Source organism: Spirosoma taeanense (genome assembly GCF_013127955.1).
In the GTDB taxonomy this organism is placed as follows: Bacteria; Bacteroidota; Bacteroidia; order Cytophagales; family Spirosomataceae; genus Spirosoma; species Spirosoma taeanense.
Genome location: NZ_CP053435.1, coordinates 5,400,822 through 5,417,580, shown reverse-complemented (window position 1 = coordinate 5,417,580; position 16,759 = coordinate 5,400,822). Strand labels below are relative to the sequence as shown.

The 16,759-nt window shown below is 51.5% G+C and carries 13 protein-coding genes; 2 read left to right on the top strand and 11 right to left on the bottom strand.

Annotated elements, in window-relative coordinates:
• Positions 1 to 86 precede the first annotated feature (86 nt).
• The 7 genes from leuC to ilvD form a co-directional block, all read right to left on the bottom strand.
• Positions 87 to 1,487, bottom strand: coding sequence for a 3-isopropylmalate dehydratase large subunit (leuC, locus tag HNV11_RS22505; RefSeq protein ID WP_171741808.1), 1,401 nt, complete (start codon positions 1,485 to 1,487; stop codon positions 87 to 89).
• Between the two features lie 129 nt (positions 1,488 to 1,616).
• Positions 1,617 to 2,477 carry a helix-turn-helix transcriptional regulator gene (locus HNV11_RS22500; protein ID WP_171741807.1) on the bottom strand — a complete coding sequence of 287 codons (861 nt, stop codon included), beginning with the start codon at positions 2,475 to 2,477 and terminating at the stop codon, positions 1,617 to 1,619.
• An 80-nt stretch (positions 2,478 to 2,557) separates the two neighbouring features.
• Positions 2,558 to 3,832 carry a threonine ammonia-lyase gene (gene ilvA, locus HNV11_RS22495; protein ID WP_171741806.1) on the bottom strand — a complete coding sequence of 425 codons (1,275 nt, stop codon included), beginning with the start codon at positions 3,830 to 3,832 and terminating at the stop codon, positions 2,558 to 2,560.
• Between the two features lie 140 nt (positions 3,833 to 3,972).
• A complete protein-coding gene (gene ilvC / locus HNV11_RS22490) occupies positions 3,973 to 5,016 on the bottom strand; it encodes a ketol-acid reductoisomerase (protein ID WP_171741805.1) in 1,044 nt (347 codons plus the stop codon).
• A gap of 39 nt (positions 5,017 to 5,055) precedes the next feature.
• Entirely contained in the window at positions 5,056 to 5,592 is a 537-nt protein-coding gene (gene ilvN / locus HNV11_RS22485) for an acetolactate synthase small subunit (RefSeq protein WP_171742284.1), read from the bottom strand.
• Positions 5,593 to 5,685: 93 nt separating this feature from the next.
• Positions 5,686 to 7,431, bottom strand: a complete 1,746-nt coding sequence (gene ilvB / locus HNV11_RS22480; protein ID WP_171741804.1) for a biosynthetic-type acetolactate synthase large subunit — start codon at positions 7,429 to 7,431, stop codon at positions 5,686 to 5,688.
• A 48-nt stretch (positions 7,432 to 7,479) separates the two neighbouring features.
• A complete protein-coding gene (gene ilvD, locus HNV11_RS22475; RefSeq protein WP_171741803.1) occupies positions 7,480 to 9,180 on the bottom strand; it encodes a dihydroxy-acid dehydratase in 1,701 nt (566 codons plus the stop codon).
• A gap of 122 nt (positions 9,181 to 9,302) precedes the next feature.
• Here ilvD and murQ point away from each other — a divergent pair, with 122 nt between their 5' ends.
• On the top strand, positions 9,303 to 10,112 hold the full coding sequence (gene murQ / locus HNV11_RS22470; RefSeq protein ID WP_171741802.1) for an N-acetylmuramic acid 6-phosphate etherase: 810 nt from the start codon (positions 9,303 to 9,305) through the stop codon (positions 10,110 to 10,112).
• A gap of 89 nt (positions 10,113 to 10,201) precedes the next feature.
• Complete coding sequence (locus HNV11_RS22465) at positions 10,202 to 10,732, top strand: hypothetical protein (RefSeq protein ID WP_171741801.1); 531 nt, start codon at positions 10,202 to 10,204, stop codon at positions 10,730 to 10,732.
• Here the strand turns inward: HNV11_RS22465 and HNV11_RS22460 are convergent, their stop codons facing one another.
• From HNV11_RS22460 to rseP, 4 genes are all read right to left on the bottom strand, one after another.
• Complete coding sequence (locus HNV11_RS22460; RefSeq protein WP_171741800.1) at positions 10,733 to 11,950, bottom strand: AGE family epimerase/isomerase; 1,218 nt, start codon at positions 11,948 to 11,950, stop codon at positions 10,733 to 10,735.
• A 110-nt stretch (positions 11,951 to 12,060) separates the two neighbouring features.
• Positions 12,061 to 14,565, bottom strand: coding sequence for an endopeptidase La (gene lon, locus HNV11_RS22455; protein WP_171741799.1), 2,505 nt, complete (start codon positions 14,563 to 14,565; stop codon positions 12,061 to 12,063).
• A gap of 181 nt (positions 14,566 to 14,746) precedes the next feature.
• Positions 14,747 to 15,172, bottom strand: a complete 426-nt coding sequence (locus tag HNV11_RS22450) for a DUF6702 family protein (RefSeq protein WP_171741798.1) — start codon at positions 15,170 to 15,172, stop codon at positions 14,747 to 14,749.
• A gap of 105 nt (positions 15,173 to 15,277) precedes the next feature.
• Positions 15,278 to 16,594, bottom strand: coding sequence for an RIP metalloprotease RseP (gene rseP / locus HNV11_RS22445; protein WP_171741797.1), 1,317 nt, complete (start codon positions 16,592 to 16,594; stop codon positions 15,278 to 15,280).
• Between the last annotated feature and the right edge of the window lie 165 nt (positions 16,595 to 16,759).

The window sequence follows — 16,759 nt, the reverse complement described above, 5'->3', positions numbered from 1 at the left end:
CAGTATGCTTCGCAGTCATTAAATAGTCATTGTTTTCTAAGTCATGACTACCAATAACTACTAAATGACTCGTAGCGAATGACTTTTTAAATAAGTTGACGGGGATCCGTTACTACGCCTGTTACGGCAGCCGCTGCAGCAACGAGTGGACTAGCCAACAGGGTGCGGGCACCGGGGCCTTGGCGGCCTTCGAAGTTGCGGTTTGAGGTCGATACGGCATATTTCCCCGCCGGGATTTTGTCTTCATTCATGGCCAGACAAGCGGAACAACCCGGCTGACGTAATTCAAATCCGGCCTGTTTCAGAATATCGAGGATGCCCTCGTCCTGAATCTGCTTTTCTACAATGTGCGACCCAGGTACCAGCCAGGCCGTTACGTGATCGGCTTTCTGACGGCCTTTTACGATAGAGGCAAAGGCCCGGAAATCTTCGATACGACCGTTAGTACAGCTTCCGAGGAAGACAAAATCGACCGGCTTACCAATCATCGATTCGTTTTCGGCAAAACCCATGTACTGCAACGATTTTTTGTAGCTCGCAGCGCCATCCTTTACGGCCTCGGCTATTGGGATCTGGCGCGTTACGCCCGTGCCCATGCCAGGATTGGTGCCATAGGTGATCTGTGGCTCGATATCGGCTGCGTCGAACGTTAAATCAACATCAAATAGAGCACCTTCTTCGGTTTTAAGCGTCTGCCAGTACGGAACCAGCTTTTCCCATTGCTCGCCTTTGGGGGCCAGTTCACGGCCGTTCAGGTAATCAAGGGTTTGCTGATCCGGAGCGATCATACCGCCCCGAGCGCCCATCTCGATGCTCATGTTGCAGACCGTCATGCGGCCTTCCATGCTCATATTCTCGAAAACATCGCCAGCATATTCAACAAAGTAGCCGGTGGCTCCGCTCGCCGAAATCTGCGAAATGATGTACAGAATCACATCTTTCGGTAATACGCCTTTACCTAATACGCCATTGACGTTAATGCGCATTTTCTTGGGTTTAGGCTGCATAATGCATTGAGACGCCAGCACCATCTCAACTTCCGACGTACCGATACCAAACGCAATCGCACCGAATGCACCATGGGTTGAGGTATGCGAGTCGCCACAAACGATAGTCATGCCGGGCAGGGTGATGCCATTTTCCGGGCCTACTACGTGTACAATACCGTTTTTCTCGTGCCCTAAGCCCCAGTACGAAATACCGTGTGAGGTCGCATTACGTTCAAGTGCGGCTAACTGGTTAGCTGACAGCGGATCAGCAACGGGTAAATGCTGGTTAAGAGTAGGCGTATTGTGATCGGCGGTCGCAAAGGTACGTCCCGAGTACAACACCGATGCGCCCCGCCCTTCCAGCCCTAAAAAGGCAACTGGGCTTGTTACTTCGTGAATGAAATGGCGATCGATAAACAGCACATCGGGGCCATCTTCAATCTGCCGAACCACGTGCGCATCCCATACTTTATCGAATAAGGTTTTTGGGGTACTCATAGTTGTAGAGGATAATAGTTCTAATGATTAATCTCTGGAATTATTCTGGCAGAGAATCCTGAATACAAAGGTGATAAGTGTTATTAAATCGCTAATCACGGCATTCGTCCAGTAAATGGCGATTTTAGTTCAAGCGCTGTGTTTGGGTGTAAAACCGTATTGCTGCTTGTACGCTTTAATGAAATGGGATACGCTTTCGTAGCCAATCTCCATACTAACCTCCGATACATTCTTATCCGTATTACGAAGTAAAAAATGGGCGTGCTCAAGACGTTTGTGACGAATCCATTGACCGGGTGATGTATGAAAATGATCTTCAAAATCACGCTTAAATGCCGACAGGCTACGCCCGGAGAGCCGCGATAACTCATTCATAGACAACGGCTTCAGGAGGTATGTGTGCATCAAATAGTCGAGGTCAGGCTTCTGTCCCTGATAAATATGCAGGAGTATAGCTCTTAGCTGGCCGGAGTTATCCAGCTCGAGCAGATGCAGTAACAACTCCTGGAACTTCAGACGTAATAATTCATTCAGAAAAGGCGTTTTAGCGCCAAAATAAGGTAGCAACGACCCAATAAAGGTGGCGAACGTAGGTGACGAAGCGAGTGAAAGAATTGAGTCGGACGGGAGCGGGGCGGGTACCGATTGAAACAAGCTTAAATGTTGACCAACGAATTCTTTTAAAAGCTTTTCATTGACGAAGAAAACAAGGCTTCGATAACTCGAATCAATGGATTCATTCATGGAGTAGCAGCCGCGCTGAAAGAATAGAATCTGGCCTTTGTGGACGTGCAATTCCTGCGTGGGTGAGCTGAATTTTTTCTCGCCTTCCAACACGACAATAACCGCGTGCTCTTCAAAAAAGACCTCGTTCCGTTCGGGGTATACGTCGCTACGGTACGCTACAAAGGTCATCTCCGACGCGTCGGACCGTCGAATGCTCAAGGACTGAAACTGATCGGGCTGAATAGAGGAAGGAACGCGGAGCATAGATGAGACGAAGACCTGTTTATTACTATAAGGCTAACACCTTCTCAATCAAGCTTGCTTTACTTTCACCGCCCATCAGACTATATCAAAAACTGGAATATGTCAGGTTGATCGTTCAGATACTCGAAGGCGATGTTTTGCTCCTGCATGCGCTGGATGAGTGGCTCAAAATCTTCGCGATGTTTAAGTTCGACGCCCACCACTGCAGGACCAGTTTCCCGGTTCGTTTTCTTAACATACTCAAAGCGGCTGATATCTGCGTTAGGGCCCAGCACGTTGAGAAAATCACGGAAGGCACCAGCCCGTTGCGGAAAACGAATGATAAAGTAATGCTTAAGCCCTTCGTATAGCAGCGAACGCTCCTTGATTTCTTCGGTTCGCGTAATGTCATTATTACCGCCACCAACCAGACAGACTACGTTCTTACCACGAATTTCGTCTTTAATAAAATCCAGTGCAGCAATGGTTAAGGCTCCGGCTGGCTCGGCTACGATGGCTTCTTCGTTGTAAAGCTGCAGAATGGTTGTGCAGACTTTCCCTTCCGGTACCAGCAGCACTTTGTCGAGATTTCTACGGCAAATCTCAAAGGTAGCGTCGCCAACCCGTTTCACGGCTGCGCCATCCACAAACTTATCAATCTCGCTGAGCGTAACGACGTGGCCTTCGTCTATAGCAACCTTCATGGATGGCGACCCCAGCGGCTCTACGCCAATGAGCTTGGTTTTGGGGCTGAGTTGTCGAAATACAGTTGAAACGCCGGATGCGAGCCCACCCCCGCCAATAGCCATCAGCAGGTAATCAATCTTGAAGCTGGAATCTTTAAAAATTTCCAGCCCGACCGTTCCCTGACCTTCCATAACCTGCAGGTCGTCAAAGGGGTGCACAAAGGTGCTGTCGTGGGTCTTTACGTACTCAATGGCCGCATAATAGGCATCATCGTAGGTATCGCCAATGAGCATCACCTCCACGAACTCTTTACCGAACAATTTAACCTGCTTTACCTTCTGGTTCGGTGTGGTGGTTGGCATGAAAATCGTGCCCTGCACCGCCATTTTCCGACAGGCATAGGCCAGGCCCTGGGCGTGATTACCGGCACTGGCACACACAACGCCCTTCGCCAGAGCTTCGGCTGGCAGGCTTGCCATTTTGTTATAGGCACCCCGAATCTTGTAGGACCGGACCACCTGCAGATCTTCGCGTTTGAGGAAGATATTGGCCCCGTACCGATCCGACAGATTGATGTTCTCCTGCAAAGGCGTATGTACCGCTACTCCCCGCAGTCGGTCAGCCGCCAGATAGATATTATCCAGATCAGGAAAGACTATTTTCTTATCTACGTCGGCTACCGTACTCATTCCGTGATTCGTTGCGTATTTCACAAAAATACGAAAACTTGAGAGGAGTTCCTGCCCTGTTAAAAGGCATTGTCGGTCGAACCCAATCAGTTCCTCACCAGAAGGTTACTGATTGGGTTCGACCGACAGCACGTTAGCATTTAGCTCCGCTCAGGGCGCAGCGAGCGTACGGCCGAACCGGCCTGCCACATTTCCGATTCCCGGAGTTCGGCCAGTTCAGTTTCGAGCTTCTCGCGGTAGTCGGGCTGCGAGTTGCGGGTAATCGAGATATTGGCCTGTTCGCCCGCTTTGACTGAATTATACAGTTTCTCGAAAACCGGCTTGGTCGCGTCGCGGAAAGGCTTCCACCAGTCGAGCGCACCGCGCTGAGCGGTCGTCGAGCAGTTGGCGTACATCCAGTCCATGCCGTTTTCGGCTACGAGCGGCATGAGCGACTGGGTCAGTTCTTCAACTGTTTCGTTAAAGGCTTCCGAGGGGCTGTGGCCGTTGGCGCGGAGAACTTCGTACTGAGCCGCAAAAATGCCCTGAATAGCGCCCATCAGCGTACCGCGCTCGCCGGTCAGGTCGGAGGTTACTTCTTTGTAAAAATCGGTTTCGAACAGATAGCCTGAACCAACGCCGATACCCATGGCAATGCACTTTTCGCGGGCGTGCCCCGATGCGTCCTGGTAAACAGCGAAGCTTGAGTTCAAGCCTTTGCCTTCCACGAAAAGCCGGCGCAGCGAGGTACCTGAACCTTTCGGCGCAACGAGGAATACGTCTACATCGGTGGGTGGAACGATGCCGGTCTGATCTTTATACGTAACCCCGAAGCCGTGCGAGAAGTACAGCGCTTTGCCGGGTTTAAGAGCCGCTTTTACAGTCGGCCACAGTTCAATCTGAGCGGCATCGGAGAGCAGGAAGCAGATGATTGTACCGCGCTCGAGTGCTTCTTCAATCTCGAACAGCGTTTCGCCCGGCACCCAGCCGTCGGCAACAGCCTTGTCGTAGGTTTTTCCTTTCCGCTGGCCGACGATGACGTTGAAGCCGTTGTCACGCATGTTCAGCGACTGACCAGGGCCCTGCACACCATAGCCAATAACGGCAATCACTTCATTTGCCAGCACCTCACGGGCTTTTTCCAGCGGAAACTCTTCCCGCGTTACAACTTGCTCCTCAACTCCTCCGAAATTAATCGTTGCCATGTTTAATTGGTTTTGATACTCGTATTTTCAGGTTAATTGTTACAGATAATACGCCCACTCGGCTTCCGGCAGATACTCCACCAGACCCTTCTCGGTTTTACCGACGGCCACGCGTCCCGAGCGAACAAACTCCAGAATCTCGTGCTGCTGACGCAGATAGCTGAAGAAGTCGAAGATTTCGGTCTCAGCACCGGTTTTTTCGATGACGACGTAGTCAAGCCCCCAGTAAACGACCCAGGCTTTATAGCGGGTGTTAATTGTCTCAACATCCAGCGCTTTGCCGCCCAGGGGCGTAGAGACCTTGAACAGGGCGATTTCGTTGAATACAATCTCATCGTTGAGGTAGCCAAATACGGCCATCACCTCTACGATTTTACGAATCTGGCGGACCAGCTTTTCAACAGCTTCGCGCGAATCGTGCTTAATGACAATCGTAAAGCGCGATACACCCTTGCGCTCGGTTTCCGACACGGTCAGACTTTCGATGTTGATGCGTCGGCGCGTGAAAATGATCGTGATGCGGTTTAGCAGCCCGATGGTATTTTCGGTGAATATGCAGATGGTGTAGGTTGTCATTGTTTGAATCATGCTTAGTCATTCGTTGTCGTTTGTCGCCATCAGTCAACGCCTGGAAATGGCTGCTAATGCCCGTAAACGGAGACTGAATAACTATTTCAAGCGGATCTGCGATACGCTGGCGCCCGCCGGAACCATTGGAAACACATTCTCTTCTTTTTCGACAATCACTTCGAGCAGGTAAGGACCGTCGTGGGCCAGCATCTGATCGAGCGAAGCGGATAAGTTGTCACGCTGATCGCAGGTGTGTCCGGCCATGCCAAAGCCTTTTGCAATGGTGATGAAATCCGGGTTTTGCAACTCAACAAACGAATACCGGCGTTCGTGGAACAACTGCTGCCACTGGCGGACCATACCCAGAAAGTTGTTGTTCAGGATGATTGCCTTAACCGGCTGCTTATTCTGCACGATTGTGCCAAGCTCCTGCAGGGTCATCTGAAAGCAGCCGTCGCCGATTATCGCCACAACCTCCCGGTCGGGGGCACCAACTTTAGCTCCAAAGGCTGCGGGTAGGGCAAACCCCATGGTGCCCATACCGCCCGACGTAACCAGGCTATTGGGCCGACGAAACTGGTAATAGCGCGATGCCATCATCTGATGCTGCCCAACGTCGGTAACCAGAATAGCCTCGCCCTTCGTTTTTTTCGATACCAGATCGATCACTTCGGCCATCCGGATTTTACCCTCGGTACTGGTTAGCTCAGGAACCGTAATGGATTCGTGCTCAATGGCGTCGTATTTTCGGAATTCATTCCGCCAGACAGTGTGATCGTTGGGATGAACAAGCGGCAGCAGCGCTTTTAGAACTTCTTTGGCATCGCCAACCACCGGCGCATCTGCGCGGATAATCTTATCAATTTCAGACGGGTCAATCTCAATATGAATGACTTTGGCCTGCCTGATGTATTTACTCGCATCGCCCGTCACACGGTCGTCGAAACGCATTCCGATTGCAATGATTACGTCTGCTTCATCAGTCAGAACGTTGGGCCCGTAGTTGCCGTGCATACCCAGCCAGCCAACGTAAAGCGGATGGTTGGTCGGAATTGTCGATTGGCCCAGCAGCGTGGTGGCAACCGGAATGCCTGTTTTCTCCACGAACAGACGAAGTTCGTCTTCCGCTTTGGCAATCTGTACCCCGTGACCGACTAGCGCGTAGGGGCGTTTGGCTTCATTAATCAACCGGGCGGCTGCCTCCACCTGATCGCGTTTCGGTACCAGACGCGGCCGGTAGCTGATGATGTTCTGGCAGCGCTCGTAAGCAAACGGCCTGGTCATCAGCTCTAGCTGCGCACTTTTGGTGATGTCGATCAGTACCGGTCCCGGCCGACCCGACTGAGCGATATAAAAAGCTTTGGCTAAGACATCCGGCACTTCGTCGGCGCTCGTAATCTGGTAGTTCCATTTGGTGATAGGCATCGTAACGCCCATGACATCGGCCTCCTGAAACGCGTCGGTACCAAGTAGTTTCTTGCCCACCTGACCCACAATACACACCATGGGTGTAGAGTCAATGAGCGCATCGGCGATACCCGTAACCAGGTTGGTTGCGCCTGGCCCTGACGTAACGAGGCAGACGCCCGCCCGGCCCGTTACGCGGGCGTATCCTTCGGCGGCATGAGCGGCTCCCTGTTCGTGGCGAACCAGTATGTGATTGATCTGATCCTGAAAGTCATAGAGGGCATCGTAGACAGGCATGATCGCTCCGCCAGGATAACCAAAAATGGTTTCTACACCTTCAGCTACGAGCGCTCGCATCAGGGCCTGAGAACCATTAATAAGCGTAGGTGCCTGTGGCTCCTCCTGAATTTCCGGCATAACGCTGGTGATTGCTTCCATTACTCAGGTCGTTGTTTAAATCGTTCAGTTTGTTGTTTATGCGGCTTATTAATCCTCATCGGTCACACAGCCTTCGCTGGCAGACTTTACGTTCCGGATGTATTTGCCTAGTACCCCTTTGGTAAATCGCGGAGCCGGCTGTACCCAGTTGCTGCGCCGTAGTTCGAGTTCCTCGTCCGATACGTGCAGGGTGAGCTGGCGGCCAATGGCGTCGATAGTGATTAAATCACCGTCTTTTACGAGAGCGATAGGGCCACCTTCAAAGGCTTCGGGCGTAACGTGACCAACTACAAAACCGTGCGTTCCGCCGGAGAACCGGCCGTCGGTAATCAGGGCGACTTTGTCACCCAGACCGGCACCCATAATGGCGGATGTTGGTTTCAGCATTTCGCTCATGCCTGGGCCACCTTTCGGTCCGGCGTTACGAATGACAAGCACCTGACCGGGCAGGATTTCGCCTTTCGACAAGGCGTCGATAATTTCGCCTTCGTGTTCGAAAACGTTCGCGACACCTTCGAAACGCTCGCCTTCCTTACCCGTAATCTTGGCAACCGAGCCCGTTGGCGACAGGTTGCCGCGCAGGATCTGAATATGGCCGGTTTGTTTGATTGGGTTGCTCAGAGGACGGATAATTGCCTGGTCCTCAAAATTCAGATCGGGAGCTTCGGCGAGGTTCTCGGCAACGGTTTTGCCCGTAACGGTCAGGCAGTCACCATGAATCAAGCCCTGCTCGTAGAGGTACTTCATGACGGCCGGTACGCCCCCAATGGCGAGCATGTCCTCCATGTAATATTTACCGCTTGGCTTCAGATCGGCCAGGAGCGGTACCCGGTCACTGATTGCCTGAATATCGTCGAGCGTTAGCGGAATACCTGCTGCCCGCGAAATAGCCAGATAGTGCAGCACTGCGTTTGTTGAACCGCCAAGCGCCATAACAACGGTCAGAGCGTTTTCGAGCGACTCCCGGCTGATGATATCTTTTGGGGTAATGTTCCGCTCGAGCAGCAGACGCATAGCCGCCCCAATTTTTTTGCATTCTTCCTGTTTGCCTTCGTGCGTAGCGGGATAGGTGCTGCTCAGCGGCAGACTCAGGCCCATGGCTTCAATGCTGCTGGCCATGGTGTTGGCCGTATACATACCACCACAGGCTCCCGCGCCGGGAATGGCGTTCTGAACTACCCCTTTAAAATCTTCGTCCGAGATATTCCCGGCGTATTTCTTGCCGAGCGCTTCAAAGGCCGAAACGATGTCTAGTTTCTGACCTTTATAATGTCCGGACCGAATCGTTCCGCCATAGACCATAATTCCGGGCCGATCGAGACGAGCCATTGCCATGATGGCGCCGGGCATATTTTTATCACAACCGACAACGGTCACAACCCCGTCGTACCACTGAGCAGCCACAACCGATTCGATTGAGTCAGCAATCAGATCACGGCTCGGCAGCGAGTAGCGCATTCCATCGTTGCCGTTGGTCATCCCATCCGATACCCCGATGGTGTTAAAAATCAACCCCACCAATCCATTCGCCTGAATCCCCTGTTTGACGTAAACGGATAGGCCGTTCAGGTGCATATTACAGGTGTTTCCCTCATAACCGGTGCTGGCAATTCCAATCTGCGGTTTCTGCATATCCGCTTCGGTGAGACCAATACCGTAAAGCATTGCCTGAGCGGCTGGATTGCTGATCTCCTGAGTCAGGGTAGCACTAAAACGATTGAGTTGTACGGCGTTCTCTTCGGCAATCATCTCTGTTTAGCGAAATTTCGCTGATAGTGTAATAACGCCGTAAATAAAACAGATGTTTCCCGGAAGCGCAAGAGTTTTTGGATTATTTGTTCGCATATGCACCAGTCACTTACTTTTGATTTATGATAACCGAAACTGCATCCTATTACGATCATTTAGAGCAGATGTCTGTTCACGATCTGCTAACGAATATTAATAAAGAGGATCAAACCGTTCCTCTGGCAGTTGAAAAAGCCATTCCACAAATTGAAGCGCTGGTTACGGAGATTGTTAAGCGCATGAAAAACGGAGGACGCTTATTTTATATCGGGGCTGGTACTAGTGGCCGATTAGGGGTTGTGGACGCATCAGAGTGCCCACCTACCTATGGTGTTCCACATGATCTGGTTATTGGCTTAATGGCCGGGGGCGATGGTGCCATCCGAAAAGCCGTCGAGTTCGCTGAAGATGATGCCCAACAAGCTTGGCAGGATATGGCTCCTTACGAACCCGATGAAGATGACACCGTAATTGGGATTGCCGCGTCGGGTCGCACGCCTTACGTAATTGGCGGCTTGCAGCAGGCTCGGGCGGCTGGTCTCCTGACGGGGTGTATTGTCTGCAATAACGGATCGGCGGTAGCGCAGGCAGCTGAGTTTCCGGTTGAGGTAGTCGTTGGACCGGAGTTCGTTACGGGCAGTACCCGGATGAAGGCTGGCACCGCCCAGAAGCTCGTGCTGAACATGATTTCTACCTCCGTGATGATTCAACTGGGCCGGGTGAAAGGGAATAAAATGGTGGATATGCAGTTGACGAATATCAAATTGCAGGACCGGGCGGCTAAGATGGTTATGAGCGAAATTGGCGTTAGTCGAGAGGAAGCCGAGAAACTGCTAGCGAAATACGGCAACGTGCGGGGAGCGATTGAAGGATTTACCCAGGCAGGCCAGTAAAATATTCTGGCTGAAGCCACGACTCTTTCTATACGGGCCTCATCTGGTATATGAAACAGAGCGTATTATTGATTGGCCGAAATTAAAAGGTGCTTGCCCTCCTGAAGGAAGCATTAGAAGATGTAGGGCTTACCGTATTCGTGACGGATCGGGTGGAACAGGCGGCCGCTGAATTTTACGCGGCTGACTTTGACCTGATTGCTTTTGGCCGAGGTGTTGACGAACCTCTGAATACAGAACTTCGGGCTGTCTTTTCCAATCAGCGTAGCGATGTGCTTTTTGTCAATGGCCTCGCACCCGTTGTTCCCTTGCTGGTCAAGCAGATTCTGTTCGCTATGCGAAGGAAGCCTGAAGTCAAAAATGTTCTTTCCGATTTTCGATATCAGATAGCTGAACCGATAACGGTAGTAGTTACGTTGACGGAGCCGACTCAACTGACAGTTGGTATCTATCAGCTTGATGCCGAGCATCGCACCGTGTGCAAAATGCTGGTTTCTGAGTTTGTGCAAGCGGGGCAGCATGCTTTTCCAATGTCGATAGAGCCAGACGCCGGCGCAACCATCCGCTTTCTAACTGCCGAAGTTGATTCGGGTGAGCTGAGCGTTTTGCCTATCTCGTGATCAGGATAAAGGCGAAGCACCTACCCGAATATGGCGACCGAGCGGTTGTAACTGCCCGCAGCGGGTTAAGGCCTGAGCCGTCTCGGCCAGACAGCGGATTAAGGAATAACAGCCGACCGCTGGAATGGCTTTAGCGGGTAAAAGAGGGTGGTTATTCTGATCAAGTGCCAGATGCCAGCCCAGATGCCTGGTATCGACAAAAGTCGCGAATGTGTTGTCATGTATCCGCTTAAACCAGGTTGGACAATCGGGGTGACGCGTCTGGAAATACCCTTTCATTAGGGCGGCAATCGCTTCCAGTTGCACCCAGGCCCACTTCTGCTGCCAGTCGGGGAAGATAAACGGCTGGTTTTTCATGTCTACGTACTGATTGAGGCCCCCTGTCGCTTCATCCCAGGCCTGTTCGCACAGACGCAGACACCAGGCTACTACCTGCATCGCCAGTTTCCGATTCCCGCTTTCGGCGCAGAGGTCAAGCAGCGCGCTGGCCGTCTGAAATGTTAGCCCGACATTTAACCGGCGGCCCTCTGGTGTGTTGATAAAGGAGCCCTCTGGTAAGATAAACTCCCGCAACGTATCCGTTCGCCGATCCAGAAACTCGCGTAATAGTTCGTGCAGTATCCGCTCTATTGTTGCCTTATAGAATTCTTCATCGAGCAACGGCTGCATGCCTAATGCCGCTCTCAACATGGCCAGGGGCTCATTCAGGTAACGTAGTTTCCTAAAGTCACCAACGGCCTGAGCCTGCTGCTCACGATCAACCTCGTGCCGGTTCAGCAGGTTTGCAAACAATTGCTTAGCCAGCATGGCCCATTCGTCCTCCGCCGTAGCTTGATGAAGCTGCGCATAAGCCATTACTGTAAAGCTATCGGGTATTACGTCGGAAGCAGGCGCTACCGGCCGGCCCCGACGATCCAGAATAGCATAGCAATTCAACCGGTCGTCATGAGCAAACTGACTCAGAAACGTTGCCCCATGCCGGGCGTGGTCGAGCCAGGCGGGCTGGGCATCGAGCGTATTGTATAGCCAGGCAAAGGCCCAGATCTGCTGCGCCTGTAAATGAACAAACTTGTCTCCTTCAATCACTTCGCCCTTGCCGGACAACAGATCAAAGTACCCGCCATAGGGCGCATCCAGACTGTGCTTGAGCCAAAACGGTACTACCTGACCCAGCAGAGCCTGCTGGTAATCGGCAGAAAGTTTCTGGAAATCAAGCATTACGTAGAAAACAGATCGGGTCTAAAGCAATTTTGTCATCGCATCAACGTCTGATCTCGTGAGACCAGTCATTGATGCGATGACAAAATACGTGGTTTCTCCCTTATTTTTTAGTAAATCCGTTCTACTTCGCGCGGTTCTTTACGGAACGACGGATCTTCGTCGGGCAGGATAAATTTCATTGGCTTGCCAACCTGACCGGGTAACAACGCAATCTCCAGCACCTGCTCTACGGTATCCACGTAATGGAAGGTCAGGTCCTTGATATAGGTCATATTGATTTCCTCAATATCCTTCCGGTTTTTTGAGCAGAGAATAACCTCTTTAATGCCCGCCCGGTTAGCGGCCAGTATCTTTTCCTTAATCCCGCCAACGGGAAGCACTTTGCCCCGCAGCGTTACCTCACCCGTCATGGCCAGATACGGCCGGACCTTACGTTGGGTATAGATTGACGTCATCGACGCCAGCATAGTAATACCCGCCGAAGGGCCATCTTTGGGCACGGCACCCGCCGGAATGTGAATATGCAGGTCGTAATGGTTGAAAACCCGGTAATCAATACCCAGTGTGTCGGCATGCGCCTTGAGATAGGAGAGGGCCGTAATGGCCGATTCCTTCATAACGTCGCCTAGTTGGCCAGACAGCGTCAGCACACCTTTGCCCCGGCTCAGGCTTGACTCGATCAGCAGGATTTCGCCCCCAACCTGCGTCCAGGCCAGTCCGGTTACGATACCCGCAATGTCGTCGTCGGCGTAAAGCTCCTTGTCGAAAATTTCGGCCCCGAGCATTTTAGGAATATCAGTAGCCTTAACCGTGTGGTTATACTCCTCCTCCATAGCGATGGATTTGGCTATCTTCCGGACCAACGCCCCAATTTTCTGCTCCAGGTTCCGAACGCCCGATTCGCGGGTATATCCTTCAATAATCCGCAGAATGGCCTTGTCTTCAATGATCAGGTCTTTGGGCTTCAGACCGTGATCCCGGCGCTGTTTGGGAACCAGGTATTTTTTGGCAATCTGAACTTTCTCTTCCACCGTGTAGCCCGCAATGTCGATGATCTCCATCCGGTCGCGCAGAGCGGGGTGTATGGTATCGAGCGAATTGGCCGTCGCAATGAACAGCACCCGCGAGAGGTCGAACTCGGTATCGAGATAGTTGTCCATGAACGTCGAGTTCTGCTCCGGGTCCAGGACTTCAAGCAGGGCCGACGATGGATCGCCCCGGAAGTCGGAGCTAACCTTGTCGATCTCATCCAGGATAAAGACCGGATTGGCCGTACCGCACTTGCGGATATTCTGGATGATCTTGCCGGGCATAGCGCCGATATAGGTCTTTCGGTGACCGCGAATCTCGGCCTCGTCGTGAACGCCACCCAGCGCCATCCGGCTGTATTTCCGGCCCAACGCCTTCGCTACCGACTTACCCAACGAGGTTTTACCCACTCCCGGAGGACCGTATAGGCACAGAATCGGGGCCTTCATGTCGTTCTTCAGTTTCAGAACGGCCAGGTATTCGATAATCCGTTCCTTAACCTTTTCAAGGCCGAAATGATCGGCATCCAGAATCTTCTGCGCCCGCTTCAGATCAAAGTTGTCTTTAGTATATTCGTTCCAGGGCAGGTCAACCATCAGCTCGATGTAGTTCATCGTCACCGGATATTCCGGAGCCATCGGGTTGATCCGCTGGAGTTTGTTCAGTTCTTTATCAAAGTGCGAACGGACTTCCGTGGACCATTTTTTGTGATCGGCCCGCATGCGCAGTTCGTCAATCTCCCGATCCGGGCTATCCATGCCCAGCTCATCCTGCAGCACTTTCATCTGCTGGCGCAGATAATAATCGCGCTGCTGCTGATCGAGATCCGATGATGCTTTGGACTGAATTTCGCGCTTCAGTTCAAGTAACTGAACCTCCCGAAGCATATACTCCAGCAGCAAGTTCGCCTGCTGGCTGCCATCGAGTGTTTCGAGCAGCCGCTGTTTATCGGCTACTTCGGCGTTGATGTTCGACGACAGAAAGTGCAGTAAAAACGTTGGACTTTCAATGTTATCGAGCGCAATACGGGCCTCCTGCGGAATTTCGGGATTGAGCCGGAGAATCTTGTAAGCCGCATCTTTCAGGGATTGCAGCAGTGCCTTGCCTTCTTTCTTATTTACGTTCGGAAAAACATCGTCAATCTGGCGAACCTGCGCCGTCATGTACGGGTCTTCCTGCGTAATCTGCTGAATCTCGAAGCGCTTTTTGCCCTGAATAATGATTGTAATGTTCCCGTCGGGCAGCGTAATCATCTTAATGATGTACGCTACGGTGCCGAAACGATACAGGTCGTCGGCAGTTGGCTCATCCTTCTGCTGGTTGAGTTGTGCCGTAACGCCAATAATCCGATTGCCTTTGTAAGCCTTCTTAACCAGCCGGATCGACTTCGAGCGGCCAACCGTTACCGGAATCACCATGCCCGGAAACAGTACTGTATTGCGTACCGGCAGAATGGGCAGATTCGGCGGTAGTTCGTAATCTTCATCTATACCCTCCGGCGACCCTAATGGAACAATCTCCAGATTGTCCGAGTCAAAGTCGGCCAACAACAAACGGGTAGCTAAATCTTTTTCTGAAATCATAAGTACACTGCCAACCTGACAGCTTTCAATACGTGGGAGGTGTCTAAAAAAACGGAAAGATAAGGGGATGAAGTAATTGCAAGGGGAATGCCAGAAAGTCATATAGACGACATGGCAACTCCAATTGTCACTACAACAAAATAACTAAACCCGTCGATAACCAGCCTAATAAATTTATTTATCAGAACGAAACATCCTGAATGGGCTGGTTTTTTCGGAAAACGAAGGTTTTCTTCTGGCCCTGATAGGTAATATTAACCATGTTGACCTGGTCATCGAACAGTTCCATCAGCACGTTTTGCTTCAGCAGGCCGCCCCGGAACGGTTCGGCATACGGCATTTCGAGATATAGCCAGTTGGCATCCGCTTCGATCTCGTGACCTACATACGTAATGGGTTTTGCCTGTTTTTGTGGCGTTACGTAAGCAAAATGCAGACGAATGTATTTTTCGATCAGCGGGTTAATCTTGTCCGCGCTGGGATCAGTTGGTGCGGCTGCTGATAAGCTTATCCTACTGCCTGCTTCGCTCGAAAGTGCCTTCTCAAAATCATCTGTGAAAACCCGAACGCTGATTTCAAACGTGCGTTCTTTGGGGTTATACTGCATCTGGGTTACGCTGGCATGAAAATCATGAAGCGTTAAGGGCCGGCTACCCAATAGGCAGCCGGCCGCTAAAACCAACAGTGTTAGAAGCTTAGCTTGTCTCAAGACTTAAAAAACGGCTTTTAGTACGTCGTTGAAAATAGCAAAAGCCATCAACCCAAGCAGGATAACCATACCGACGCGCTGGGCGGCTTCCAGAAACCGGTCGGACGGCTTACGACCCGAGATAATTTCGTATCCGAGAATCGTGGCGTGACCACCGTCGAGAGCGGGAATTGGTAAGGCGTTCATGAATGCCAGCGCCATCGAGAGTAAGCCCGTTACGGTCCAGAAACGGTCCCATACCCAGATGCCGCCAAACAGATTTTGGGCGATACCGATTGGGCCACTCAGAGCTTTGGACGCCGACACTTCACCCCGAAAGATCTTGCCGAACCCTTTAATATTATCGAAAACGACCTGGAAGGCTTTTTTTGTACCGACTGCCAGAGCCTCCCCGAAGGTATACTCTTGCCGGGTTAATGGCAGCAGAAACTCTGGATAAAAGCCAGTCGTTCCATCTTCGGTCGTTTTGAGCTGAAGAGTTAGTGGCTGTCCGTTCCGGTTTATACCGAGCGTAAGTGGCTTGTTTTTAAGCGGCTTCACCAGCTCCACGTACTCGTGATAAAACTGAATCGGTTTACCGTTGACGCTCGTAATCACGTCGCCCGGTTTCATGCCTGCTTTCTCGGCGGGCTGACCCGGGGCCAGTTCTTTTACCTTGAACGGCTCAATCGGTTCAATGAACTGACCGGCGCTCTTCTTGTCGGCCAGTTTATCGACGAAGTTGTTCGGGATATCAATATCAATGAGTTGACCATTGCGCTCAACGGTGTAGGAGCTATTGTCGCCCAGAAACACGTCGGAACTCTTAATTTCGCTAAAATCGGTGATTTGTTTACCGTTTACTTTAACAATTTTGTCACCTGTTCGCAGGCCGATGCTTTGGGCCAGATCATAGGCAACAATACCATATTTAGCGTCTTTGGCGGCCAGATAGGTGTTTCCGTTCTTATACGTCAGCACCACAAAAATCAGGATGCCAACGATTACGTTGACAATAATACCCCCGAGCATGACGATGAGCCGCTGCCAGGCGGGTTTTGCCCGGAATTCATAAGGCAGCGGTTCGGTCTGGGTGTGTTTCGTATCGAGCGATTCGTCGATCATCCCGGATATTTTAACGAAACCACCGAGCGGAATGGCACCCACACCGTATTCGGTTTCGCCCCGCTTAATACTCCAGATTTTGGGTGGGAAGCCAATAAAGTACTGCTCAACCCGCATGCCAAAGGCTTTAGCGGCCAGAAGGTGCCCTAATTCGTGCAACCCAACTAAAATAGACAGGCCCAGAATGAGCTGGCCAGCCATCACTAAAATTTCCATGTAGTCAGAACTGAGGTAAGAGGGAGTTTAAAATTCACTAATAGCTTTAGGTATTACTGGGACCGACGTTTGAACGCCCGCCATATGAGAAGGCCAAGTCCAAGGCCGATAATAAACCAGATCCAGTAACTCATGTGAGTGAAAAACGTTAAGCGGGATGCTTAT

Bases quoted from the DNA above. Each gene is read 5' to 3' on its own strand.
- murQ (WP_171741802.1), top strand. From the start codon at position 9,303: ATGATAACCGAAACTGCATCCTATTACGATCATTTAGAGCAGATGTCT.
- ilvN (WP_171742284.1), bottom strand. From the start codon at position 5,592: ATGACAACCTACACCATCTGCATATTCACCGAAAATACCATCGGGCTG.
- HNV11_RS22450 (WP_171741798.1), bottom strand. From the start codon at position 15,172: ATGCAGTATAACCCCAAAGAACGCACGTTTGAAATCAGCGTTCGGGTT.
- rseP (WP_171741797.1), bottom strand. From the start codon at position 16,594: ATGGAAATTTTAGTGATGGCTGGCCAGCTCATTCTGGGCCTGTCTATT.
- leuC (WP_171741808.1), bottom strand. From the start codon at position 1,487: ATGAGTACCCCAAAAACCTTATTCGATAAAGTATGGGATGCGCACGTG.
- ilvD (WP_171741803.1), bottom strand. From the start codon at position 9,180: ATGATTGCCGAAGAGAACGCCGTACAACTCAATCGTTTTAGTGCTACC.
- HNV11_RS22460 (WP_171741800.1), bottom strand. From the start codon at position 11,950: ATGCTTGATTTCCAGAAACTTTCTGCCGATTACCAGCAGGCTCTGCTG.
- ilvB (WP_171741804.1), bottom strand. From the start codon at position 7,431: ATGGAAGCAATCACCAGCGTTATGCCGGAAATTCAGGAGGAGCCACAG.
- HNV11_RS22500 (WP_171741807.1), bottom strand. From the start codon at position 2,477: ATGCTCCGCGTTCCTTCCTCTATTCAGCCCGATCAGTTTCAGTCCTTG.
- ilvA (WP_171741806.1), bottom strand. From the start codon at position 3,832: ATGAGTACGGTAGCCGACGTAGATAAGAAAATAGTCTTTCCTGATCTG.
- ilvC (WP_171741805.1), bottom strand. From the start codon at position 5,016: ATGGCAACGATTAATTTCGGAGGAGTTGAGGAGCAAGTTGTAACGCGG.
- lon (WP_171741799.1), bottom strand. From the start codon at position 14,565: ATGATTTCAGAAAAAGATTTAGCTACCCGTTTGTTGTTGGCCGACTTT.